Origin of the sequence: Gemmobacter caeruleus, assembly GCF_008271655.1 — a bacterium.
Taxonomy (GTDB): Bacteria; Pseudomonadota; Alphaproteobacteria; order Rhodobacterales; family Rhodobacteraceae; genus Gemmobacter; species Gemmobacter caeruleus.
Genome location: NZ_VKKX01000051.1, coordinates 230,675 through 252,942 on the forward strand (window position 1 = coordinate 230,675; position 22,268 = coordinate 252,942).

Sequence of the window (22,268 nt, forward strand, 5' to 3'; positions counted from 1 at the left end):
AGAGATTATCCCCTCATTTTGTACCGAACATGCGATCACCCGCATCCCCTAGCCCCGGAACAATATATCCATGGTCGTTCAGGTGGCTGTCCAACGAGGCCGTGACGATCGGCACGTCGGGATGGGCCTCTTTCATGCGTTGAACCCCCTCGGGCGCGGCCAGAAGGCACAGGAACCGGATATTCCTGGCCCCCGATTGTTTCAGAAGATCAATCGCCGCCACACTGGAATTGCCGGTGGCCAGCATCGGATCGACCACGATGCAGATGCGCTCATCCAGCCGGTCGGGCACCTTGCAGTAATATTGCACGGGCTGGAGTGTTTCCGGATCGCGATACAATCCGACAAAGCCGACCCGCGCCGCCGGGATAAGCTCCAGAATGCCGTCCAGAAGCCCGTTGCCGGCCCGCAGGATGGAAATCAGCGCCAGTTTCTTGCCGTCCAGCGTGGGGGCGTCCATCGGCTCCAGCGGGGTTTCGATGCGCGTCGTGGTCATGTCCAGTTCGCGCGTGACCTCATAGGCCAGCAGCAGGCTGATTTCCTTGAGCAGCCGCCGGAAGCCCGCGGTCGAGGTGGTCTTGTCGCGCATGATGGTCAGCTTGTGCTGCACCAGCGGGTGATTGACGACGGTCAGATGGGGGGTCATGCGCGGGGCTCCAGTTGCTTTTCGAGGCGGGTCTTGGTGTCGGCGTCGCAGAAGGCCGCCGCAAGGGCGGTGCGGTTGAGCGTGTCGAACACGCCCTGATCCCAGTCAAAGGCATCGGCCAGCCGATCCCATTCGCGGGTCATCGTGGTGTGAAAGAAGGGCGGGTCGTCGGTCGAGACCGTGACCTTTACCCCCCGGTCGTAAAGCTGCCCGATCGGGTGGCGCCGCCAGTCGGGATAGATCCCGAGCGCGATGTTCGAGCCGGGGCAGACCTCCAGCACGGTGCCACGTTCGGCCAGTTCATCGACCAGCGCCAGATCCTCGATGGCGCGCACGCCATGCCCGATGCGCGACGGGTTGAGCGCGGCCAGCGTGGCGCGGATGTGATCGGGGCCGCGCCATTCGCCGGCATGGGCGGTGATGCCCAGCCCGGCCTCGCGCGCGCAGTCGAAGGCCCAGAGGTAATCCTTCGGTTCCAGTATCTTTTCATCGCCGGCGATGCCAAAGCCCGTCACAAAGCGCCCCGCCGTTTCGGCGGCACAGATCGCCACCTCACGCGCCTTTTCCGGGCCGAAGTGCCGGATCGGCGTCACGATGGCGCGCAGCGTGATGCCCATGCGCCGCTCGGCCTCGGCCGCCGCATCCTCGATGGCGGCGAGGTAATCGCGCCAGGCGGCAAGATCGCGGCCGCCGCAGAAATCCGGGCTGATGAAAGTTTCGCTGTAAATCACGCCACTTGCGGCGCTTTCTTCAAGCACCGCAAGCGTCAGACGGCGATAGTCGTCGGGGCTTCGCAGCACCGAGGTCGCGGCCTCGTAGACCTTCAGGAAATGCCAGAAATCGCGATAGGCATAATTGCCGCGCGCATCGAAGATCCCGCCGATATCCTCGTGCTTTTCGGCGGCCAGACCGCGGATGAAGGCAGGCGGCGCGGCGCCTTCCAGATGCAGGTGCAACTCCAGTTTCGGCTGCGATGTCACACTCATAGAAAGCTCCGCCCCGGGCCTTGCGCGGGGATATCGAGATGATCGGCGACCGAGGCCGCGACATCGGCAAAGGCACAAAGACCAATCGGCCCCTTGCCGCGCCCGGCGACCAGCACCGGCACCCGTTCGCGCGTATGTTCGGTGCCAAACCATGTCGGATCATTGCCGTGATCGGCGGTAAAGATCGCCATGTCGCCCGGCCCCAACCGCGCCAGAAAGCCGCCCGCCCGCGCATCGAACCATTCCAGCGCCCGGGCATAGCCCGAAACGTCGCGGCGGTGGCCATAGAGGCTGTCAAACTCCACAAAGTTCGCAAATGTCAAACTTCCAGGCTCAGCCTCGACTGCCAAGCGGTCAAGATGTTCGAAAAGTGCAGCATCATCCTTGCCCTTGTGCAGCTTGCTGATGCCACGATGCGAAAAGATGTCGCCGATCTTGCCGATGGCATGGGTCACACGCCCCGCGCCCTGCACCCAATCGAGCAGCGTCGGCGCCGGCGGGGCGATGGCGAAATCGCGGCGGTTGGCGGTGCGGGCAAAGGCCCCCGGCGCGCCGGTAAAGGGCCGGGCGATGACCCGGCCGATCTTCATCGCATGCAGCATGGGCGCCAGATCGCGGCACAGCGCGACCAGCCGGTCCAGACCGAAACTTTCCTCATGCGCGGCGATCTGGAACACGCTGTCAGCCGAGGTATAGCAGATCGGCCAGCCGGTCGTCAGATGTTCGGCCCCCAGCCGGTCGATGATGGCGGTGCCGCTGTCATGGCAATTGCCCAGAATGCCCGCCGTGCCGGCCAGCCGGCAGACCTCGGCCACCACATCGGCGGGAAAGGCCGGCACGGTATCGGGGAAATAGGCCCAGTCCCAGGGCACTGGCACCCCGGCCAGTTCCCAATGGCCTGAAGGCGTGTCCTTGCCGCGCGACACCTCGGTCGCCGCCCCCCAAAGGCCCTGTGGTGTCGCAGCCAGCCCCGGCGCCGCATCGCCCGAGGCCAGACGCAGCGCGGCCCCCAGCCCCAGCCCGTCCAGCACCGGCAGATGCAGCGGGCCGCTGCGCCCCTGCCCCGCCAGACCCGCCGCACAATCGCGGGCGATATGCGCCACGGTATTGGCGCCGGTATCGGGCACCCCGCCCGACTGGAAATCGCCCGCGTCCGGCGCGCCGCCGATCCCCACCGAATCCAGCACGATCAGAAATGCCCGGCTCATGCGCCCACCCTCTTCCACACCATCGGCGGCGCATCGCCCGCCGCGCCCAGCCGATAGGCCGCCCGCACCGCGGCCTCGGCCCGGTCGGCCTGTGCCTCGTTCTGCGCATGGATGCGCGCGAACGGCACGCCGGGATGCATCGCCGCCCCCAGCCCCACCATATCGGACAGGCCGACCGCCGGGTTGATGCGATCCCCGTCGCGCAGCCGCCCGCCCCCAAGCGCGACGACCGCCTGCCCCAGCACGAAACCGTCGATCGCCGCCACCGTGCCCTCCTCGGTGCAGCGCACCTCGCGCAGCACCGGCGCGGCGGGCAGCCGGTCGGCATAGCAATCGACGAAATCCAGCGGCCCGCCCTGCGCCGCGACCATCTGGCCGAACCGTTCGGCCGCGGCACCGCTTTCCAGCGCCTCAGCGATCATCCCCTCGCCCTCATCGGCATCGGTGGCCATGCCCGCCAGCGCCAGCGCCTCGCCGCCCAGCTTGCAGGTCAGATCCCAGAGCCGCGCATTGATCGCGCCGCCGGTCAGGGTCTCCATCACCTCCAGCACCTCCAGCGCATTGCCCGCGCAAGAGGCCAGCGGTTGATCCATGTCGGTGATCAGCGCGGCCGTGCGGCAGCCCGCCCCGTTCGCGGTCGAGACCAGCGCGGCGGCCAGCGCCTCGGCATGGGCCATGTCGCGCATGAAGGCGCCGGAGCCGACCTTTACATCCAGCACCAGCGCCTCCAGCCCCGCCGCCAGCTTCTTGGACAGGATCGAGGCGGTGATGAGGTCGATGCTTTCCACCGTCGAGGTCACGTCGCGCACCGCATAAAGCCGCTTGTCGGCCGGGGCGATATCCGCCGTCGCCGCCACGATGGCGCAGCGCAGCCCGCCGATCTGCTTGCGCAAGGCCGTCTCGTCCAGCCCGGTGCGAAAGCCGGGAATGGATTCGAGCTTGTCGAGCGTGCCGCCGGTATGGCCAAGGCCGCGCCCCGACACCATGGGCACGAAGGCGCCGCAGACCGCCAGCGCCGGCGCCAGCAGGAGCGAGACAGAGTCGCCGATGCCGCCGGTGGAATGCTTGTCGATCACCGGCCCCGGCAAATCCCAATGCAGCACCTTGCCGCTGTCGCGCATCGCCTCGGTCAGCGCCACGCGACCGGCGGCGCCCAGGCCGCCGCCATCTTGCCCGCGCAGCAGCACCGCCATGGCAAAGGCCCCGGCCTGCGCGTCAGTCACCGTGCCATCGGCCAGACCCTGCGCGAACCAGCGCAAGTCGCCCGCCGCCGGCACCCCGCCATCGCGCACCGTCGCGATGATGCTGCGCGCGTCGGTCATGCGCGATCCATATGCGACTGGGTGAAGACGCCGGGCAGCAAATCGGCCACGGTCAGGCTGCGGCGCTTGCCATCGGTGGTGCAGAGCGTCACCACCACATCCTGCGCCGCGAATTCCGCGATCTTTTGCCGGCAACCGCCGCAGGGCGGCACGGGTTCCGGGCTGTCGGCGATCACCCAGATCTCGGCGATCTGGCGTTCGCCCGCCGCGCACATGGCGGCAATCGCCCCGGCCTCGGCGCAGGTGCCTTCGGGATAGGCTACGTTTTCCACGTTGCACCCGACATGCACCGCCCCGCCCGCCGTGCGCAATGCCGCCCCCACCTTGAAACGCGAATAGGGCGCATAGGCATTTTCGCGCACATCGGTCGCGGCTTGCAGCAGGGACATCATCGGCCTCCGGGTTTTGACCATCCGGTCCGATTGTGCGGCAGCGCCCGGCGAAGGGCAAGCCGGGCTTGCAGGTCACCTTCCGGGAAATACGAACACAGCTTGCGGTTTTCCACCATTGGCGGCGGCGGGAAAACGCGCAACACTCCGCCGCGGGGAAAAACGGTTAGCGATATCGGACTTGCAACGCGAAACCGATGGTTTAAGGCCAAACAAAATTTCGGGAGGATGGTTCATGGAAGAGTCTCGCCACGACGGCACACGGCACCCTGCGCTGGATTATCACGAATTCCCCAAGCCCGGAAAGCTGGAGATCCGCGCGACCAAGCCCCTGGCCAACGGGCGCGACCTGGCCCGTGCCTACAGCCCCGGCGTGGCCGAGGCCTGTCTGGAGATCAAGGCCGATCCCGCCACCGCAAGCCGTTATACCGCAAGGGGAAATCTGGTTGCTGTGGTGACGAATGGCACGGCGGTTCTGGGGTTGGGCAATATCGGCGCGCTGGCCTCCAAGCCGGTGATGGAGGGCAAGGCCGTCCTGTTCAAGAAATTCGCCAACATAGATTGTTTCGACATTGAACTAAACGAACCCGACCCGGTGAAGCTGGCCGAGATCGTCTGCGCGCTGGAGCCGACCTTTGGCGCGATCAACCTCGAAGACATCAAGGCGCCCGATTGCTTCATCGTCGAAAAGCTCTGCCGCGAACGGATGAACATCCCGGTCTTCCACGATGACCAGCATGGCACCGCCATCGTGGTGGGCGCGGCGGCCACCAATGCGCTGCATGTGGCGGGCAAGCGGTTCGACGAAATCAAGATCGTTTCGACCGGCGGCGGGGCGGCGGGGATCGCCTGCCTGAACATGCTGCTGAAGCTGGGCGTCAAACGCGAGAATGTCTGGCTCTGCGATATTCACGGCCTGGTCCATGAGGGCCGCGAGATCGACATGAACCCGCAAAAGGCGGCCTATGCGCAGAAATCCGACAAGCGCACCCTGGATGAGGTGATCGACGGCGCCGACATGTTCCTGGGCCTGTCGGGCCCCGGCGTGCTGAAGGCCGAGATGGTCGCCCGCATGGCGGCGAACCCGATCATCTTCGCGCTTGCCAACCCCACGCCCGAAATCCTGCCCGACGAGGTGCGCGCGGTGGCCCCCGGCGCGATCATCGCCACGGGGCGCAGCGATTTTCCCAATCAGGTCAATAACGTGCTGTGTTTCCCCTTCATCTTCCGGGGGGCACTGGATGTGGGCGCGACGCAGATCAACGATGCGATGCAACTGGCCTGTATCGAGGGGATCGCGGCGCTTGCCCGCGCCACCACCAGCGCCGAGGCCGCGGCCGCCTATCGCGGCGAAAAGCTCAGCTTCGGGGCGGAATACCTGATCCCGAAACCCTTTGACCCGCGACTGATCGGCGTGGTCGCCAGCGCGGTCGCCAGGGCCGCGATGGAAACCGGCGTCGCCACAAGGCCCATCCCCGACCTGAACGCCTATCGCGAAAAGCTGAACGGGTCGGTCTTCAAATCGGCGCTGCTGATGCGTCCGGTCTTCGAGGCCGCGCGCCAGCACACCCGCCGCATCATCTTTGCCGAGGGCGAGGATGAGCGCGTCTTGCGCGCCGCCAATGCGATGCTGGAGGAAACCACCGACAAGCCGATCCTGATCGGCCGCCCCGAGGTCATCGCCCGCCGCGCCGAACGCGCCGGCCTGCCGATCCGCCCCGATGTGGATTTCGAGATCGTGAACCCCGAAAACGACGCGCGCTATCGCGATTACTGGGGCAGCTATCACGAATTGATGGCCCGGCGCGGCGTCACGCCCGATCTGGCGCGGGCGATCCTGCGCACCAATACCACCGCGATCGGCGCGATTGCCGTGCATCGGGGCGATGCCGACAGTTTGATCTGCGGCACCTTCGGGCAATATCTGTGGCACCTGAAATATGTGACCGAGGTGCTGGGCCGCGACGGCCTTGCCCCCCATGGTGCGCTGTCGCTGATGATCATGGAAGACGGGCCGCTGTTCATCGCCGATACGCAGGTCAACGCCCTGCCGACCCCGGCGCAGATCGCCCAGACCGTGCTGGGCGCGGTGCGCCATGCCAAGCGGTTTGGCGTGACGCCCAAGGTGGCGCTGTGCAGCCATTCCAATTTCGGCAACCTCGACAGCGACAGCGGCCAGCGCATGCGCGCGGCGATGCAGATCCTCGATTCCGAACCGCGCGGCTTCGCCTATGAGGGCGAGATGAGTATCGACGCCGCGCTGGACCCCGATCTGCGCGCCCGCATCTTCCCCGATGCGCGGTTGCAGGCGGCGGCGAATGTGCTGATCTTTGCCTATTCCGATGCCGCCAATGCCGCGCGCAACATCCTGCGGATGAAGGCCGGCGGGCTGGAGGTCGGGCCGATCCTGATGGGCATGGGCAACAAGGCTCATATCGTCACGCCCTCGATCACGGCGCGCGGCCTGCTCAATGTCTCGGCCATCGCGGGGACGCCGGTCGCGCATTACGGATGAGGTGGTCGGGCCATGCCCTTGCCATATTGGCACTGACACTGCGCACATAACTGGGAGGGCCGGCCTGGGGGCTGGCCCTTTTCAGTCGCTGGCGGTGGCGGCAGTTTCCGCTGGCCTATCTGCTGGCCTGGGGCGCCGCGCAGCTTTTGGCGCCCTGGCCGCCTGCCCCTGCCCTGCGCCGGCGCGCTACTGGCGGATCCGCGTCTGGGCAAGATGCTGCTGGAACCGCCTTTGGCCAGACGGCTGGGCCTTGCTGACTCCCGGCTGCGCTTTCAGGGTTGTCGGGCCGCCCGGCATGATGACCACATTCACATCCAACTCTGACGACTCACCCCCGCCGGTGCTGAAACTGCAAACTGTGAAAACTTTGCAAACTTTCGCACCACGCCAATAAAAATTGGCAGCAGAGTGTAGTTTGCAAAACTTTGCGACCCTGGAACTGCAATTTTTTGCAAATTCCTGCGCATCGCCCGCGGCGTGACCGGTAACAGCGTTGCGTGAAGCCCCCCTGCTCGCGTAACAAATCCTCAGAGCGGAGGAGGTTGCATACAATGGCATACAGAGAGATCTATGACAGCTGGAAGGCGGACCCGGAAGGATTCTGGATGAAGGCCGCCGGCGCGATCGACTGGGTCAAGGCGCCCTCCCGCGCGCTGAACGACGATCGCGCGCCGATCTATGAATGGTTCACCGATGCGCAGGTCAATACCTGCTGGAACGCGGTGGACCGGCATGTTCTGGCCGGACGCGGCGACCAGCTGGCGATCATCCATGACAGCCCGGTCACCCATCTGCGCAAGGGCATCACCTACAAGGAATTGCAGACCCGCGTCGCCAGCCTTGCCGGGGCGCTGCGCGCCAAGGGCGTGACAAAGGGCGACCGCGTCATCATCTACATGCCGATGATCCCCGAAGCACTGGAGGCGATGCTGGCCTGCGCCCGTCTGGGCGCCATCCATTCGGTCGTGTTCGGGGGCTTTGCCGCCAACGAACTGGCGGTGCGGATCGACGATTGCAAACCCAAGGCGATCATCGCGGCAAGCTGCGGGATCGAGCCGAACCGCATCGTGCATTACAAGCCGCTTCTGGATGGCGCGATTGATCTGGCCACGCACAAGCCCGATTTCTGCGTGATCTTCCAGCGCGAGCAAGAGGTCGCCAAACTGGTCGAGGGCCGCGACGTGGCCTGGCACACCTTTCAGTTCGGGGTGGAGCCCGCCGAATGCGTTCCGGTCGAGGGCAATCACCCGGCCTATATCCTGTATACCTCGGGCACGACCGGCGCGCCCAAGGGCGTGGTGCGCCCGACCGCCGGCCATCTGGTCGCGCTGAACTGGTCGATGCGCGCCATCTATAATGTGGGCGTGGGCGATGTGTTCTGGGCCGCCTCGGATGTGGGCTGGGTCGTGGGGCACAGCTATATCTGCTATGGCCCGCTGATCGCCGGCTGCACCACCATCGTCTTCGAGGGCAAGCCCGTGGGCACCCCGGATGCCGGCACCTTCTGGCGCGTCATCAGCGAGAACAAGGTCAAAAGCTTCTTCACCGCCCCGACCGCCCTGCGCGCCATCCGCCGCGACGACCCGGACGGCGAATTCATCGGCGAATACAATCTGAAACATCTGCAAGCCCTGTATCTGGCCGGCGAACGCGCCGACCCCGATACGATCCAGTGGGCGCAGAAACATCTGAAGGTGCCGGTGATCGACCATTGGTGGCAGACCGAAACCGGCTGGGCCATCGCCGCCAACCCGCTGGGGATCGAGGAATTGCCGGTCAAGCTCGGCTCGCCCTCGGTGCCGATGCCGGGCTATGACGTGCAGGTGCTGGACGAGGGCGGCCACCCGGTTTCCCCCGGCACGCTGGGCGCCATCGCGGTCAAGCTGCCGCTGCCCCCCGGCACCCTGCCGACGCTGTGGAACGCTGAAGACCGCTTCCGCAAATCCTATCTCACGCAATTCCCCGGCTATTACGAAACCGGCGATGCCGGCTATATCGACGCCGACGGCTATCTCTACATCATGGCCCGCACCGATGACGTGATCAACGTCGCCGGCCACCGCCTTTCGACCGGCGCGATGGAGGAGGTGCTGGCCTCGCATCCCGATGTGGCCGAATGCGCGGTGATCGGCGTGGCGGACACGCTCAAGGGCCAGTCGCCGCTGGGCTTCCTCTGCCTCAAGAAAGGCGCCGCCCGGTCGCATGACGAGGTGGTGAAGGATTGCGTGAAGCTGATGCGCGACAAGATCGGCCCGGTCGCCGATTTCAAACGTGCGCTGGTGGTGGATCGCCTGCCCAAGACCCGCTCGGGCAAGATCCTGCGCGCGACCATGGTCAAGATCGCCGATGGCGAGGCCTACAAGATGCCCGCCACCATCGACGACCCCGCGATCCTGGACGAAATTCGCGCGGCGCTTCAGGGGCTTGGCCTCGCCAAAGCCTGATCCGGCACCCGTGGCATCAGGGGGCGCGGTCCGCAAGGCCGCGCCCCTTTTTCATGGCGCTGTCATGAAAACTTCACTGGACGGCGCAGATTGTTCCTGTATTCCTGAATTATGGAACAGTCATTCGCCCCCCGTGCCTTTGCCACCCTTGGCCATCCCGACCGGCTGGCGGTATTCCGGCTCCTGATGCGCCTCGCGCCGCAGGGCGCCCGCCCGACCGAACTGGCGGCGCTGCTCGACCTGCGGCCGAACACGCTGTCGCATCATCTGGCCGATCTGACCGCCACCGGCCTGATCCAGGTCGAACGCCAGGGCCGCAGCCTGCGCTATTCCGTCAACCTGACCGCGACCGAAACGTTGATCGGCTATCTTGCGCTCGATCTCGGGCGCGGGCGGCCCGATCTGCTGGCGACCCTGCCCCGACCGCCGGCGCCCGCCCCCGACCGGCCCTGGCGCGTGCTATTCCTCTGCTCCGGCAATTCCGCGCGCTCGCTCATGGCCGAGGCGCTGCTGCGCGATCTGGGTGAGGGGCGCTTTGCCGCCTTTTCGGCCGGTATCCGGCCCGCCGCCGCCGCGAACCCGATGGCGCAAGAGGTGCTGGCCCGCAACGGCCATGACATCGCGGCCCTGCATCCCAAGCCGCTTGACAGCTTCCAGACCCCGGACAGCCCGGCCATGGATTTCGTCTTTACCCTCTGCGACAGCGCCGCGGCCGAGGATTGTGCCCCTTGGCCCGGCCAGCCGATCACCGGCCATTGGGGCCTGCCCGACCCCGCCCGCGCCCCCGGCACCCGCGCCGAACGCGCGCTGGCCTTCGCCCAGACCTATGGCGCCCTGCGCCGCCGCATCGCGGCCTTTGCCGCGCTCCCCGTCGCCAGCCTTGACCGGCTGGCCCTGCAATCGCGCGTCGATGCAATCGGCGCGCCCCCCGCCACGGAAGGCTGACCCATGCCCCGCATCGCCCTCAACGGCCTCGGCCGGATCGGAAAACTGGTCCTGCGCGACCTGATCGACACCGGCATCGACGGCGAAATCGTGCTGCTGAACGACACCGCCGGCGACCCGGCGCAACACGCCCTGCTGATGGAATTCGATTCCGTCCATGGCCGCTGGCGCCACCCCGTCGCCGCCACCGAAGATGCGCTGGTGCTGAACGGCCGGCCCATCCGCCTTACCCGCGAAAAAACCATCGAGGCCCTGCCACTGGCCGCGCTAGGCGTCGATCTGGTGATCGACTGCACCGGCAGCTTCAAGACCGCGTCAAAACTCGCGCCCTATTACGCCGCAGGGGTCCGCAGCGTGGCGGTCAGCGCCCCGGTCAAGGATGGCGACGCGCTGAACCTCGTCTATGGCGTGAACCACCACCTCTTTGACGGCACACAGCGCCTGGTCACCGCCGCCTCCTGCACCACCAATTGCCTCGCCCCCGTGGTGAAGGTGATCCACGAATCGCTGGGCATCCGTCATGGCTCCATCACCACGATCCATGACGTGACCAATACCCAGACCATCGTCGATCGCCCGGCCCGCGACATGCGCCGCGCCCGCTCGGCGCTGACGAACCTGATCCCCACCACCACCGGATCGGCCACCGCCATCGCGCTGATCTACCCCGAGCTGAAAGGCCGGCTGAACGGCCATGCGGTGCGGGTGCCGCTGCTCAATGCCTCGCTCACCGATTGCGTGTTCGAGCTTGACCGCCCCACCACCGCCGCCGAGGTCAACGCCCTCTTCGCCGCCGCCGCCGAAGGCCCGCTCAAGGGCATCCTCGGCTATGAGCCGCGCCCGCTGGTCTCCTGCGATTTCACCAATGACCCGCGCTCGGCCATCATCGACGGCCCCTCGACCCTGGTCACTGCCGGCACGCAGCTCAAGGTCTATGCCTGGTATGACAATGAATGGGCCTATGCCTGCCGGCTGGCCGACATCGCCCGCATGATCGCCCGCAGCCTCTGACCCCTTTCATCTGTTCCCAAATATCCTCGGGGGGTCCGGGGGGCAGACAGCCCCCCGTCGCCGCCGGAAAAAAGAGCCCACGATGACCCCTGCCTCGCCCCTGCGCGCCTATGCCGCCGTCACCGCGGCCTATTGGGCCTTCATGCTGTCGGATGGCGCGCTGCGTATGCTGGTGCTACTGCATTTCAACGCGCTCGGCTTTGCCCCGCTGCAACTGGCCTGGTTGTTCCTGCTCTATGAACTGGCGGGCATCGGCACCAATCTCGCCGCCGGCTGGCTGGCGGCACGCTTTGGCCTCGCGGCCACGCTGCATGCGGGGCTGGGCCTTCAGATCGCCGCACTGGCCGCACTCGCGCAGCTCGACCCGGGCTGGAGCCTGCCGGCCTCGGTCGCCTTCGTGATGGCGGTGCAGGGCGTGTCGGGCGTGGCCAAGGATCTGGCCAAGATGTCGTCGAAATCGGCGGTCAAGCTTCTGGCCCCGGCGGCCGATGGCAGCCTGTTCCGCTGGGTCGCGGCGCTCACCGGGTCCAAGAACGCGGTCAAGGGCCTTGGCTTCTTTCTGGGCGCGGCGCTGCTCGGGCTGGCGGGCTTCACCGCGGCGGTCTGGGCCATGGCGGCGGTGCTGGCTGCGATTCTGGTCGCGGTGCTGCTGTTCCTGCCCGACGGCCTGCCGGGGCGGATGAAATCGGCCGAGACTTGGGCGGGCTGGCGGTCGCGCGATGCGCGGGTCAACCGGCTGAGCCTGGCGCGGATGTTCCTGTTCGGCGCGCGCGATGTGTGGTTCGTGGTCGGCGTGCCGGTCTATTTCCAGGCGGTGCTGTCGGATGGCACGGCCGAGGGGCGGCGCGCGGCGTTTTTCCTCGTCGGCGGGTTCATGGCGCTCTGGATCATCGCCTATGGCGCGGTGCAGGGGCTGACGCCCCGCATCCTGGGCGCCCGCACCGGGCAGGATCTGCCCGCAACGCTGCGCAAGGCGGTGATCTGGTCAGGCTGGCTGGTGCCGCTGCCCTTCGGCCTTGCGCTGGCCGCCTGGGCCGCCAACGGCCCCGCCCCCTGGCTGAGCGCGCTTCTGATCGTGGGGCTGCTGGTCTTTGGGCTGGTCTTCGCGGTGAATTCCTCAGTGCATTCCTACCTGATCCTGGCCTTCGGATCGGCCGGGCGGATCAGCCGCGATGTGGGGTTCTACTACATGGCCAATGCCGCTGGCCGCCTGATCGGCACGCTGCTCTCGGGGCTGAGCTTCCAGCTCGGCGGCTTGCCGGCCTGCCTTGCAACCGCGGGGCTGATGGCGCTGGCCAGCTGGCTGACCATGCGCCACCTGCACAGCTGACCGCACTGGCGCGGATGCAAAGGATCGGTTGGATTTGACGATCTCCGCCGCAGGTCGAACACTCCGGCACGGAGCCTGCCACTGGGTTTTGCCACCCAAGGGAAAGCGCTGAGCAAGCAAATGGGCACTACGTGTTGCCCCTGCAAAATCACCCAATGACATGATATGATATAATGGCGGAGGGGATGGGCCTGAAAGACAACCTTCTCCATGTGTAACACATTGTTTTCATTATCGACGTCGGCGAAAGTTTCCAGCATATCCGTCTGCCCGGTCACGTTTCGGCTCAGCCGGGATACCTCAGTTCGCCTGTGACACGCTCTCCTGGTAGCGCCGTTCGCGCTCCGGCCAAGTGCTCTTGATGTAGGTGAGCACGGCCCGGATTTCCGCGTCGCTCAGCACGTCTCCGAACCCGGGCATGTCGCTCTGGTATCCGCCCCCGACGATGGCGGCGGTCCCTTCCTTGACAAGGCGGAACAAGACATCGTCGGGATGGTGCCATGTGTGGCCGCTCGCGTCATGCGGTGGCGCCGGCAGGCGTCCGGACGGGAGAGGTGACTTCCAGTCTGGCTGTCCTTCGAGATCCGTGTCGTGGCAGCTGGCACAGTGATCGACGTAGACCTGACGACCTTGCGCGAGGACTTCCGCCGAGATCGTGCCGGTGGATGCGTTGCCGGCATAGTGCCACGCGGCAAAGATCACCAAAACCACGCCGGCAACGAGCGCTCCGATCCAGACAGTATTGCTGAGGTTTTTTCTCAACAGTTGTTATCTCCAATTGCGATTGCGCCAGACCCTATTGGGTTCACGCCGAAATGACCTATTGCCCGAGTGGCGCTGACTTCGACAATGGACAATCCCGTGAGAGACGCCTATCTTCGACGCATGTTCGCGCGTGCCGTCACCATGCTTGCCATACTCGCGATCGCCGTGGTCACGACGATGACCTCGGCGCATGCGGCACGCATGAGCGCCGTGCCGGATCACGCCGTGCATGTGGCCGAGATGATGCAGGCCCCGCATGGCGGTGAGGCTTCCTGCGACGGCGATCAGCACTGCGGTTCGGCCGATGCTGGAATGTGTGAGTTCGTTTGCACGGGTCTTTCAGTCTTTCTTCCGTCGCCGAGCGGTGACGCTTGCCACAGATGTTCGCGGGTCAGCCACGACCGGCCTTCGGCGGAACACCATGCCAGTCGCGCGCCTAGACTGAACGAACGGCCTCCCAAACCCCGTCTCCTCTGATCGCGTCCGGGCCGAGGCCTGCGGCGTCCCATCGGTTTTGATGAACGGGACGGGATGTCCCGAGGAGACGACAATGAACATCCTTTTGCGACGCGGCTTTCTCGCCGCAAGCGCGGCGGCGCTTGCCGCCGCCCAGCTTCCGCGCGCCGTTGTGGCGCAGGCAACGGCGCCGCTTGGCTTGTCCGCCGAGACCCGCACGCTCGGCATCATGTCTTGACCTTGCCATCGCTGGAAGGTGCAGGACGATCACAAGCCGCGTAGCGGGCAATTCGACGAAGAGGTGGGCCATGGCCAACAGAACCGAACAAGATCATCCGGTTGTCCCGAATGCGGGGCAGGATGCTGAAGGCGAGCGTCACCGCTCCGGACATCATCACGACCACGCGCACGATCATTCCGCGCACCGGCACGGGAGCGATCATCCACAGCACACGGAGAGCGGGGCGGCTGACGATGCCCACCGGGTGAAGGATCCCGTCTGTGGCATGATGGTCGATCCGCACACGGCCCAGCACAAGGCCGAGCATGCCGGCCGGACCTATTACTTCTGCTCGGCGGGTTGCTCGGCCAAGTTCATGGCCGAGCCGGAACGCTACCTCGATCCCGCCACGGCGGCAGCAGCCGAGCCGGTGCCGGAGGGGACGGTCTACACCTGCCCGATGCATCCGGAGATCCGGCAGGTCGGGCCGGGAAGCTGTCCCATCTGCGGCATGGCGCTGGAGCCGGTGCTGGTCAGCCTGGACGCCGAGCCGAACGAAGAACTGATCGACATGACGCGGCGGTTCTGGATCGGGCTGGCGCTGGCGATTCCGGTGGTGATCCTCGAGATGGGCGGACATTTCCTCGGGCTGAATCACTATATCGGGCAGCGGACCTCGAACTGGCTGCAGCTGATCCTTGCGACTCCCGTCGTCCTCTGGGCGGGCTGGCCCTTCTTCCAGCGCGGCTGGCAGTCGCTGGTCAACCGCAGTCTCAACATGTTCACCCTGATCGCCATGGGCACGGGGGCGGCCTGGGTCTACAGCATGGTGGCGGTGCTGATGCCGGGCATTTTCCCGGATGCCTTCCGGCAGCATGACGGCTCGGTCGCGGTCTATTTCGAGGCGGCGGCGGTCATCACCGTCCTCGTCCTGCTCGGGCAGGTGCTGGAACTTCGGGCGCGTGAGAGCACCAGCGGCGCGATCCGTGCCCTGCTTGACCTTGCGCCAAAGACTGCCCGGCTGATCCGCGACGACGGCACCGAGGAAGAGGTTCAGCTCGATACCGTACAGGTCGGCAACCGCCTTCGGGTGCGTCCCGGCGAGAAGGTACCGGTGGATGGCGAGGTCATCGAGGGCCGCAGCGCCGTCGATGAATCGATGGTGACGGGCGAGTCGATGCCGGTGACCAAGGAGGCGGGCTCGAAGGCTATCGGCGGCACCATGAACCAGTCCGGGGCGCTGGTGATCGAAGCGAAGAAGGTCGGCCGCGACACCATGTTGTCGCAGATCGTCCAGCTGGTCGCCGAGGCGCAGCGCTCGCGCGCCCCGATCCAGCGCCTTGCCGATCAGGTTTCGGGCTGGTTCGTTCCGGCGGTGATCGGCGTCGCGATCCTCGCCTTCATCGCCTGGTCGATCTGGGGGCCGGAGCCGCGCATGTCCTTCGGTCTGATCGCGGCGGTTTCGGTCCTGATCATCGCCTGCCCCTGTGCGCTTGGCCTCGCCACGCCGATGTCGATCATGGTGGGCGTCGGGCGCGGCGCGCAGGCGGGCGTGCTGATCAAGAACGCCGAGGCACTGGAACATATGGAGAAAGTGGACACGATCATCGTCGACAAGACCGGCACGCTGACCGAGGGCCGGCCCGCGGTCACCGCCATCGTTCCCGCAGAGGGCTTCACCGAGGAAGAAGCCCTGCACCTTGCCGCGAGCGTCGAACGCGCCAGCGAGCATCCGCTGGCGCTGGCCATCGTCCGCGCCGCCGAGGAGCGCGGGCTCGAACTCGCGCCGGTTGCCGATTTCGACTCGCCGACCGGCAAGGGCGCGCTCGGGGTGGTCGAGGGCAAACGCATCCCGCTCGGCAATGCGAAGTTCCTTGCCGAGCAGGGCGTCGATGTCGCGCCGCTGGCGGAACATGCCGACCAGTTGCGCGCGGACGGGGCGACGGCGATCTTCATGGCGGTCGACGGCCGCGTCGCCGCGATCTTCGCCATCGCCGATCCGGTCAAGGCATCGACGCCCGAGGCGCTTGCCGCGCTGAAGGCACAGGGGATCCGCGTCGTCATGCTGACCGGCGACAACTGGACCACGGCCAAGGCGGTCGCGCGCCAGCTCGGCATCGACGAGGTCGAGGCGGAAGTCCTGCCCGACCAGAAGAGCGCCGTCGTCCAGCGGCACAAGGCAGCGGGAGAGGTGGTGGCGATGGCCGGCGACGGCGTCAACGACGCGCCCGCGCTTGCGGCGGCCGATGTCGGCATCGCCATGGGCACCGGCACCGACGTGGCGATGGAGAGCGCGGGAGTCACGCTTCTGAAGGGCGATCTGACCGGCATCGTCCGGGCCCGGCGCCTTTCGGAGGCCGTCATGGGTAACATCCGCCAGAACCTGTTCTTCGCCTTCATCTACAACGCGCTCGGCGTGCCGGTGGCGGCGGGCGTGCTCTACCCGTTCTTCGGCATCCTGCTGTCGCCGATCATCGCGGCGGCGGCGATGGCGCTGTCGTCGGTCAGCGTGATCGCCAACGCGGCACGGTTGCGGGGGGTGAAGCTGTGACGGCTGGCGAGGCCATCCGCCCGGGGCTGCGGCAGGCGACAAACTGCCGCGCAGGCGCCTGCTCACCCCTTCGTGCGTCGCGCCCGAACCGGGACGGCGAGAGAATGAAATCCACAATCGAGGTTTGACGATGCTAAACGATCTCACCATGAGCCGACGCGCCATTCTGGCGGCTGCCGGCGTGCTTCCCCTGGCGTTTTCCCTTCCCGGTCCCCTGCGGGCCGAGACGCTGCCACTGGTGACGGTCACCAAGGATCCCAGCTGCGGCTGCTGCGATGGCTGGGTCGCGCATATCGAGGCCGCCGGCTTCCTGGTGCGGGTGTTCGAATCCGACGACGTGTTCAGCCTGAAGCAGCGGCTCGGCGTGCCGGCGGATCTCGCCTCCTGCCATACCGCCGAGGTGGACGGATACGTGATCGAAGGCCATGTCCCGGCAGCCGCCCTGCGCCGCCTGCTGGCCGAAAGACCGCAAGCCATCGGCCTTGCGGTGCCGGGGATGCCCGCCGGTTCGCCCGGCATGGATTTCCCCGGCGTCGAGCCGGAACGGTATGAGGTGCTGCTGTTCGATGCCTCCGGCCACAAGGCGTTTTCGCGCTTCCACGGCGCACAGGAGATCTGATCGCGCATGATCGCTAAACCCGTGACCAGCCCGCTGTCCGATCGTGCCCCGGCACGCACCACCCGCGAGGGTGGCCGGATCGTCATCGGGCGCGCGCGGGCGGTGTTCCGGGTGCGGCGCGACTGGCTGCGGCATCTGTCGATCGGGCTCCTGCTATTCGCCTTCGGCGCCTTCCTTCTGCAGTCGGTGGCGCATGTGAGCCCGGGAGGGCATTCCGCCCACCACGACGCGGCCGTTGCCGAAATGATGCAGCCTTGCGCCCATGCATCGGGCGACGGCGACGAGGTTCCCGTCAAGCACTGCGATCCCGATGAGACTGGACCGGGACTGCTCGACTGCTGCCAGGCATGCCTGGTCGCCGCCATCCTTCCCGAGACGCAGTCGCTGTCCCCCAATTTGAGTAGCCCCCAACCGAGCCACATGAGGCCGGATCGCCTTGGGCGAATCCCCGCGGGCATCCTGAAACCTCCACGTCTGATCACCGGCGCGTAGGTCGCGCAATGTCCGGGAGGGTCCTGATCCTCCTCGGGCCGCTGCAATCAGACAAACACGGAACCCTGCGTCGGTGAGCGACGCCGGTCCTCCCGGTACAAAAGGATGAACCCCATGAAACGAACTGCAATTGCCCTTTCCGTCAGTCTCCTGACAGGGCTGCCCGCCGTCGCTCTGGCCCAAGCCGAGCATGACGCCCACCACCCCGGGAACCCCCAGGTGCAAACCGAGCAAGCTCCCGCGCCCACGCCTCCTTTCGCGGCAATACCCACGATGCAGGGAATGCCGGAGCAGTGTCAGGCCATGATGCAGGCCATGTCCCCCGAATGCATGGGTGCGATGCACCTGATGATGCAGGGCGGCATGATGAAGGGAATGATGGGCGCGCCTGACGCGGAAGCGGCCCCCGCCAGCAGCAACCTTCCCGACTTCACCAGGGCCTATGTCGATGCGATGAATGCAATGCACGGGCCAATGATGGACGGGGTCATGGCCGAAGACCCCGATGTCGCCTTCGTCCGCGGCATGATCCCGCACCATCAGGGTGCAATCGACATGGCGAAGATCGTCCAGCAATACGGCGACGATCCGCAAACGAAAGCGTGGGCCGCCCAGATCATCGAGGCGCAGGAGCGCGAGATCGCCGAAATGCAGGCATGGCTGGAGGCAAACGCCGGGGAGGAACCTGCGGCCCTCGGTCGGGCAGGCGGGACCGTCTACTCTGCCAATGAAGGCGGCAATTCCATCAGCGCCATCGATCTCGGAACCGGGGCGGTCAGGACGGTGTTGATCCCGGTCGCGCCCCACAACGTCGATCTGACGCCTGACGGCGAGCTCCTGGTGGCGGTCGGGGATCCTGCCGTCGAGGGCGATCACGGATCGGACGGCCATGGGCACGGCGGGGACGGCGCCGCCGCCGGTGTGCTGGTCATTCTCGATCCGCAGGATATCTCGACCCCCGGGGCGACGGTCGCGGTGGGCTCCCATCCGGCTCATGTCGTCGCTGACCGACTGGGGCGCGCCTTTGTCTCATTGGCCGGCGGCGACGCGATCGCGGTGGTGGATCTCGCACGGGCCGAGGTCATCGGGCGCATCGCGACGGGCGACTATCCGCATGGTCTGCGGCTCAGCCCGAACGAAGCCGAACTCTATGTCGCCAATGTCGAGGACGGGTCGGTGTCCGTCATCGACACGGCAAGCCTTGCCGAGGTCGCCCGGATTCCGGTGGGCGCCGCGCCCGTCCAGGTCGGGTTCACGCCTGCGGGCGATCAGGTCTACGTCTCACTTCGCGATGAAAACCGCGTTGCGATCATCGACACCGCATCCCGGCAGGTCACGGGCAAGGTGGACGTGGGGCCGAACCCGATCCAGGTCTTCGTGACCGCGGACGGAGGTTCGGTCTATGTGGCCAACCAAGGCACCGAGGCGGCGCCGAACGACACCGTCTCCGTGATCGACACGGCGACCGGACAAGTGGTGAAGACCATCACCACCGGCGGCGGCGCCCACGGCGTGTCGGCCTCGGCCGATGGGGCCTATGTGTTCGTGACCAACATCGCCGACGACAGCGTCTCGATCATCGACGCTGCCACCCAGACCGTCATCCGCACCGTTCCGGTCGGCGATCGACCGAACGGCATCGTGTATGGCGGATTGGCCCGCTGAACGAACGGCGTCGGGTTCACGCCCGACGCCACTTATCGCCGCAACCTCCGGATCCAGGATCACCATGACCTCAGCCGGTCCGGGATCTGCCCGAGCGACGGGCCAGAAATGTCAAGCTCCCGCCGTTCGGTTCACGCGGGCGATCAGCGCCTCGCCGGTCTCCTTCCGCTCGGAATAACGGTCCACGAGGTGCTCGCGGATGTCGCGGGTCAGCAGGGTGAACTTCACCAGTTCTTCCATTACGTCGACGATCCGGTCGTAGCAGGGCGACGGCCGCATCCGGCCATTTTCGTCGAACTCGCCCCATGCTTTCGGGACCGAGGACTGGTTGGGAATCGTCAGGCAGCGCATCCAGCGGCCGAGGATGCGCAACTGGTTGACCGCGTTGAAGCTTTGTGAGCCGCCGCTGACCTGCATCACCACCAGCGTCTTGCCTTGGGTCGGTCGAACGGCGCCGATGGACAGCGGGATCCAGTCGATCTGCGCCTTCATGATGCCGGTCATCGCCCCGTGCCGCTCGGGCGAGCACCAGACCATGCCATCGCACCATCCGACCAGATCGCGCAGTTCCGCCACCTTGGGGTGATCGGCGGGGGCATCATCGGGCAGCGGCAGGCCGGAGGGGTTGAGTATCCGCGTCTCCGCGTTCACCCGCTATGACCGTTACCCGATCCTCTTCCTCTCGGCCTGTGCCCTCGCAGCCCGTCATCTATTGGTTGTGAGTCCTGACTAGGTAGGGGACTTAATCAAACTATTGTCAAGATTGGCTGATTCGGTTCGCCGGTGGGTCCCGGGTGGCGGGGATCGGCAGCAACCTTGCCGCTGGCTGGCCGCCCGCCTGGGGCTTGCCGCGACGCTTTATGGCGGCCTTGCGCTGCAGATCGGCGCGCTGGCCGCATTGGCGCAGCTTGACCCGGCTTGGTCCATCCCTGCCTCGGTCACCTTTGTCATGGCGGTGCAGGGCCTGTCGGGCGTGGCCAAGGGCCTTGCCAAGATGTCCTCGAAATCGGCCGTGAAGCTGCTGGCTCCGGCCGGAGACGGCAGCCTTTTCCGCTGGGTCGCGCTGCTGACCGGATCGAAGAACGCGATCAAGGGCGCAGGGTTTTTCCTTGGCGCCGCCCTGCTTGCCCTGGCCGGGTTCAACGCGGCGGTCTGGGGGATGGCGGCTGTCCTGACCATCATCCTGATTGCCGTGATCCTGTTTCTTCCCGCAGGCCTGCCCGGGCGGCTGAAGGCTGACGAGGCTTGGGGCGGCTGGCGGTCCGGGGACAGCCGCGTCAACCGCCTGAGCCTTGCCCGCCTGTTTCTCTTCGGCGCACGGGATGTCTGGTTCGTCGTGGGCATCCCCGTCTATTTCCAGTCCGTCCTGTCTGACGGCACGGCTGAGGGGCGGCGCGAGGCCTTCTTCCTTGTCGGCGGGTTCATGGCGCTCTGGATCATCGCCTATGGCGCGGTTCAGGCCATCGCCCCGCGACTGCTTGGACCAAAGGGACAATCCCTTGAGGCGACGACCCGCAAGGCCGTCCAATGGTCCGGACGTCTCGTGCCAATCCCCTTCCTGCTTGCGGGTGCAGCGGCCATCGCAGGAGAACCCACGGCATGGCTTACCGTCACGCTGATCCTTGGGCTACTCGCCTTCGGTTTCGTCTTTGCGGTGAACTCCTCGGTCCACTCCTACCTGATCCTCGCCTTCGGATCAGCCGAACGGATCACCCGAGATGTCGGCTTTTACTACATGGCGAACGCCGCAGGGCGCCTGATCGGAACGCTTCTCTCTGGTCTCAGCTATCAGGTTGGCGGTCTCTCGCTTTGCCTGGCAACCGCAGGGACTCTGGCGCTGGCAAACTGCCTGGCCGCGCGCCGCCTTGCAACGCAGTAGCACCTGCGACGGCCCACTATGGGCCGGGGCATTGCCTCTGCGTCAGCAAGTTTTCTGATGCCTCCTCGCCAGTACGTCTGCCCTTACCTTGCCACCCTTTTCAACAAGTTCCTGACGTTTGAAACATGCCATTGGCCACCTTGTCGCGTGAGCATGCCCCGCGCGGTCAGTTCGTCCGCGATTGCACGGAGGCTGCTGTGTCCCGCTGCCCGGATATCGGCGATGACGGGCGCAAGGTCGGTTGCGTGCTGGGCAGCATTCGCCGTCACGGCCTTGCGAAGAGCGACACCGCCTTTTCCGGCCTTGCGCAAGGCGGCCGCCCCGTTCGGATTACCCAACTTGGTGCCGCGCGCTTTGGCCACGGCCAGCGCCTCCTTGGTGCGCCGTGAGATTGCCTCGCGCTCTGCTTGCGCCACGAGGGCCATTATCCCGACGGTCAGGTCATTGGCCTCTGGCATGTCAACAGCAATGAATTTGACGCCGCTGTCTCGCATGGCAAGAAGGAAAGCGGCATTTCGAGACAGTCGGTCCAGCTTGGCAATGACCAGGGTGGCACCGGTGACCTTGGCAAGATGGAGCGCTTTCGCCAACTCAGGCCGGTCGGTTTTGCTGCCGCTTTCGATCTCGGTGAACCGTGCCAGGACCTCTGCGCCCCGAGAGGCGGCGAACTGGTCTATCACTTTGCGTTGCGCTTCCAGGCCAAGCCCGCTGGCCCCTTGCCTGGCCGTTGAGACCCGGTCGTAAGCTACCAACCGCTGCTCTGCCGCCATTGCCGCCCCCTGTACACATCTGCCTAACGTTCGTTGCGCAGATTTGTACTGTAGA

20 protein-coding genes and 1 pseudogene are annotated in these 22,268 nt (G+C 66.2%); 12 read left to right on the forward strand and 9 right to left on the reverse strand.

Going from position 1 to position 22,268, the window contains the following annotated elements; genetic code table 11:
* Positions 1 to 13: 13 nt before the first annotated feature.
* From upp to FOA17_RS16700, 5 genes are read right to left on the reverse strand one after another with little or no spacing between them, the layout of a single operon-like run.
* Positions 14 to 646, reverse strand: a complete 633-nt coding sequence (gene upp / locus FOA17_RS16680; RefSeq protein WP_149142639.1) for a uracil phosphoribosyltransferase — start codon at positions 644 to 646, stop codon at positions 14 to 16.
* A complete protein-coding gene (locus FOA17_RS16685) occupies positions 643 to 1,632 on the reverse strand; it encodes an adenosine deaminase (RefSeq protein WP_149142640.1) in 990 nt (329 codons plus the stop codon). Before FOA17_RS16685 ends, upp begins: the two co-directional genes overlap by 4 nt.
* The gene (locus FOA17_RS16690) at positions 1,629 to 2,840 is read right to left on the reverse strand and encodes a phosphopentomutase (RefSeq protein WP_149142641.1); all 1,212 of its coding nucleotides are present in this window, start codon (positions 2,838 to 2,840) and stop codon (positions 1,629 to 1,631) included. The genes FOA17_RS16685 and FOA17_RS16690 overlap by 4 nt, the downstream gene beginning before the upstream one ends.
* Positions 2,837 to 4,162 (reverse strand): thymidine phosphorylase, encoded by a 1,326-nt coding sequence (locus FOA17_RS16695; RefSeq protein WP_149142642.1) that lies wholly within the window; start codon positions 4,160 to 4,162, stop codon positions 2,837 to 2,839. Before FOA17_RS16695 ends, FOA17_RS16690 begins: the two co-directional genes overlap by 4 nt.
* Positions 4,159 to 4,575 carry a cytidine deaminase gene (locus FOA17_RS16700; protein WP_275260167.1) on the reverse strand — a complete coding sequence of 139 codons (417 nt, stop codon included), beginning with the start codon at positions 4,573 to 4,575 and terminating at the stop codon, positions 4,159 to 4,161. The genes FOA17_RS16695 and FOA17_RS16700 overlap by 4 nt, the downstream gene beginning before the upstream one ends.
* A 211-nt stretch (positions 4,576 to 4,786) precedes the next feature.
* Between FOA17_RS16700 and FOA17_RS16705 the strand changes: the two genes are divergently transcribed.
* The 5 genes from FOA17_RS16705 (at position 4,787) to arsJ (FOA17_RS16725) (ending at position 12,796) form a co-directional block, all read left to right on the forward strand.
* Entirely contained in the window at positions 4,787 to 7,066 is a 2,280-nt protein-coding gene (locus tag FOA17_RS16705) for an NADP-dependent malic enzyme (RefSeq protein ID WP_149142644.1), read from the forward strand.
* A gap of 551 nt (positions 7,067 to 7,617) precedes the next feature.
* Entirely contained in the window at positions 7,618 to 9,510 is a 1,893-nt protein-coding gene (gene prpE / locus FOA17_RS16710) for a propionate-CoA ligase PrpE (RefSeq protein WP_149142645.1), read from the forward strand.
* 111 nt (positions 9,511 to 9,621) lie between these two features.
* Positions 9,622 to 10,455: a metalloregulator ArsR/SmtB family transcription factor gene (locus tag FOA17_RS16715; RefSeq protein ID WP_149142646.1), complete on the forward strand. Its 834-nt coding sequence runs from the start codon at positions 9,622 to 9,624 to the stop codon at positions 10,453 to 10,455.
* Positions 10,456 to 10,458: 3 nt separating this feature from the next.
* Complete coding sequence (locus FOA17_RS16720; RefSeq protein ID WP_149142647.1) at positions 10,459 to 11,466, forward strand: ArsJ-associated glyceraldehyde-3-phosphate dehydrogenase; 1,008 nt, start codon at positions 10,459 to 10,461, stop codon at positions 11,464 to 11,466.
* A gap of 82 nt (positions 11,467 to 11,548) precedes the next feature.
* On the forward strand, positions 11,549 to 12,796 hold the full coding sequence (gene arsJ / locus FOA17_RS16725; RefSeq protein ID WP_149142648.1) for an organoarsenical effux MFS transporter ArsJ: 1,248 nt from the start codon (positions 11,549 to 11,551) through the stop codon (positions 12,794 to 12,796).
* Positions 12,797 to 13,096: 300 nt separating this feature from the next.
* Here arsJ (FOA17_RS16725) and FOA17_RS16730 read toward each other — a convergent pair whose 3' ends face one another.
* Positions 13,097 to 13,558: a c-type cytochrome gene (locus FOA17_RS16730; protein WP_149142649.1), complete on the reverse strand. Its 462-nt coding sequence runs from the start codon at positions 13,556 to 13,558 to the stop codon at positions 13,097 to 13,099.
* A gap of 123 nt (positions 13,559 to 13,681) precedes the next feature.
* Here FOA17_RS16730 and FOA17_RS16735 point away from each other — a divergent pair, with 123 nt between their 5' ends.
* Both FOA17_RS16735 and FOA17_RS19790 read left to right on the forward strand, forming a co-directional pair.
* Entirely contained in the window at positions 13,682 to 14,038 is a 357-nt protein-coding gene (locus FOA17_RS16735) for a hypothetical protein (protein ID WP_238991859.1), read from the forward strand.
* Positions 14,039 to 14,111: 73 nt separating this feature from the next.
* Positions 14,112 to 14,255, forward strand: a complete 144-nt coding sequence (locus tag FOA17_RS19790; protein ID WP_162528289.1) for a hypothetical protein — start codon at positions 14,112 to 14,114, stop codon at positions 14,253 to 14,255.
* Here the strand turns inward: FOA17_RS19790 and FOA17_RS16740 are convergent.
* Entirely contained in the window at positions 14,245 to 14,565 is a 321-nt protein-coding gene (locus FOA17_RS16740) for a hypothetical protein (RefSeq protein ID WP_203232349.1), read from the reverse strand. The genes FOA17_RS19790 and FOA17_RS16740 overlap by 11 nt on opposite strands.
* Here FOA17_RS16740 and FOA17_RS16745 point away from each other — a divergent pair.
* From FOA17_RS16745 to copM, 4 genes are all read left to right on the forward strand, one after another.
* On the forward strand, positions 14,524 to 16,788 hold the full coding sequence (locus FOA17_RS16745; protein WP_149142675.1) for a heavy metal translocating P-type ATPase: 2,265 nt from the start codon (positions 14,524 to 14,526) through the stop codon (positions 16,786 to 16,788). The genes FOA17_RS16740 and FOA17_RS16745 overlap by 42 nt on opposite strands.
* A 148-nt stretch (positions 16,789 to 16,936) precedes the next feature.
* Complete coding sequence (locus FOA17_RS16750; protein ID WP_238991860.1) at positions 16,937 to 17,407, forward strand: DUF411 domain-containing protein; 471 nt, start codon at positions 16,937 to 16,939, stop codon at positions 17,405 to 17,407.
* Between the two features lie 6 nt (positions 17,408 to 17,413).
* Positions 17,414 to 17,899 (forward strand): hypothetical protein, encoded by a 486-nt coding sequence (locus tag FOA17_RS16755; RefSeq protein ID WP_149142652.1) that lies wholly within the window; start codon positions 17,414 to 17,416, stop codon positions 17,897 to 17,899.
* 114 nt (positions 17,900 to 18,013) lie between these two features.
* Complete coding sequence (copM, locus tag FOA17_RS16760) at positions 18,014 to 19,564, forward strand: CopM family metallochaperone (RefSeq protein WP_203232347.1); 1,551 nt, start codon at positions 18,014 to 18,016, stop codon at positions 19,562 to 19,564.
* Between the two features lie 111 nt (positions 19,565 to 19,675).
* Here the strand turns inward: copM and arsH are convergent.
* Positions 19,676 to 20,206: pseudogene (arsH, locus tag FOA17_RS16765) on the reverse strand (arsenical resistance protein ArsH); the annotation flags it as partial.
* 121 nt (positions 20,207 to 20,327) lie between these two features.
* Here arsH and arsJ (FOA17_RS16770) point away from each other — a divergent pair.
* Positions 20,328 to 21,443: an organoarsenical effux MFS transporter ArsJ gene (arsJ, locus tag FOA17_RS16770; protein WP_238991861.1), complete on the forward strand. Its 1,116-nt coding sequence runs from the start codon at positions 20,328 to 20,330 to the stop codon at positions 21,441 to 21,443.
* An 83-nt stretch (positions 21,444 to 21,526) separates the two neighbouring features.
* On the opposite strand, the gene FOA17_RS16775 is transcribed toward arsJ (FOA17_RS16770), so the two are convergent.
* Entirely contained in the window at positions 21,527 to 22,213 is a 687-nt protein-coding gene (locus FOA17_RS16775; protein WP_149142656.1) for a recombinase family protein, read from the reverse strand.
* Between the last annotated feature and the right edge of the window lie 55 nt (positions 22,214 to 22,268).

What these genes read in the sequence shown, in the direction of transcription:
- upp (WP_149142639.1), bottom strand. Translation starts at nt 646, where the DNA reads ATGACCCCCCATCTGACCGTCGTCAATCACCCGCTGGTGCAGCACAAG.
- FOA17_RS16685 (WP_149142640.1), bottom strand. Translation starts at nt 1,632, where the DNA reads ATGAGTGTGACATCGCAGCCGAAACTGGAGTTGCACCTGCATCTGGAA.
- FOA17_RS16690 (WP_149142641.1), bottom strand. Translation starts at nt 2,840, where the DNA reads ATGAGCCGGGCATTTCTGATCGTGCTGGATTCGGTGGGGATCGGCGGC.
- FOA17_RS16695 (WP_149142642.1), bottom strand. Translation starts at nt 4,162, where the DNA reads ATGACCGACGCGCGCAGCATCATCGCGACGGTGCGCGATGGCGGGGTG.
- FOA17_RS16700 (WP_275260167.1), bottom strand. Translation starts at nt 4,575, where the DNA reads ATGGTCAAAACCCGGAGGCCGATGATGTCCCTGCTGCAAGCCGCGACC.
- FOA17_RS16705 (WP_149142644.1), top strand. Translation starts at nt 4,787, where the DNA reads ATGGAAGAGTCTCGCCACGACGGCACACGGCACCCTGCGCTGGATTAT.
- prpE (WP_149142645.1), top strand. Translation starts at nt 7,618, where the DNA reads ATGGCATACAGAGAGATCTATGACAGCTGGAAGGCGGACCCGGAAGGA.
- FOA17_RS16715 (WP_149142646.1), top strand. Translation starts at nt 9,622, where the DNA reads ATGGAACAGTCATTCGCCCCCCGTGCCTTTGCCACCCTTGGCCATCCC.
- FOA17_RS16720 (WP_149142647.1), top strand. Translation starts at nt 10,459, where the DNA reads ATGCCCCGCATCGCCCTCAACGGCCTCGGCCGGATCGGAAAACTGGTC.
- arsJ (WP_149142648.1), top strand. Translation starts at nt 11,549, where the DNA reads ATGACCCCTGCCTCGCCCCTGCGCGCCTATGCCGCCGTCACCGCGGCC.
- FOA17_RS16735 (WP_238991859.1), top strand. Translation starts at nt 13,682, where the DNA reads ATGTTCGCGCGTGCCGTCACCATGCTTGCCATACTCGCGATCGCCGTG.
- FOA17_RS19790 (WP_162528289.1), top strand. Translation starts at nt 14,112, where the DNA reads ATGAACATCCTTTTGCGACGCGGCTTTCTCGCCGCAAGCGCGGCGGCG.
- FOA17_RS16745 (WP_149142675.1), top strand. Translation starts at nt 14,524, where the DNA reads ATGATGGTCGATCCGCACACGGCCCAGCACAAGGCCGAGCATGCCGGC.
- FOA17_RS16740 (WP_203232349.1), bottom strand. Translation starts at nt 14,565, where the DNA reads ATGCTCGGCCTTGTGCTGGGCCGTGTGCGGATCGACCATCATGCCACA.
- FOA17_RS16750 (WP_238991860.1), top strand. Translation starts at nt 16,937, where the DNA reads ATGAGCCGACGCGCCATTCTGGCGGCTGCCGGCGTGCTTCCCCTGGCG.
- FOA17_RS16755 (WP_149142652.1), top strand. Translation starts at nt 17,414, where the DNA reads ATGATCGCTAAACCCGTGACCAGCCCGCTGTCCGATCGTGCCCCGGCA.
- copM (WP_203232347.1), top strand. Translation starts at nt 18,014, where the DNA reads ATGAAACGAACTGCAATTGCCCTTTCCGTCAGTCTCCTGACAGGGCTG.
- FOA17_RS16775 (WP_149142656.1), bottom strand. Translation starts at nt 22,213, where the DNA reads ATGGCGGCAGAGCAGCGGTTGGTAGCTTACGACCGGGTCTCAACGGCC.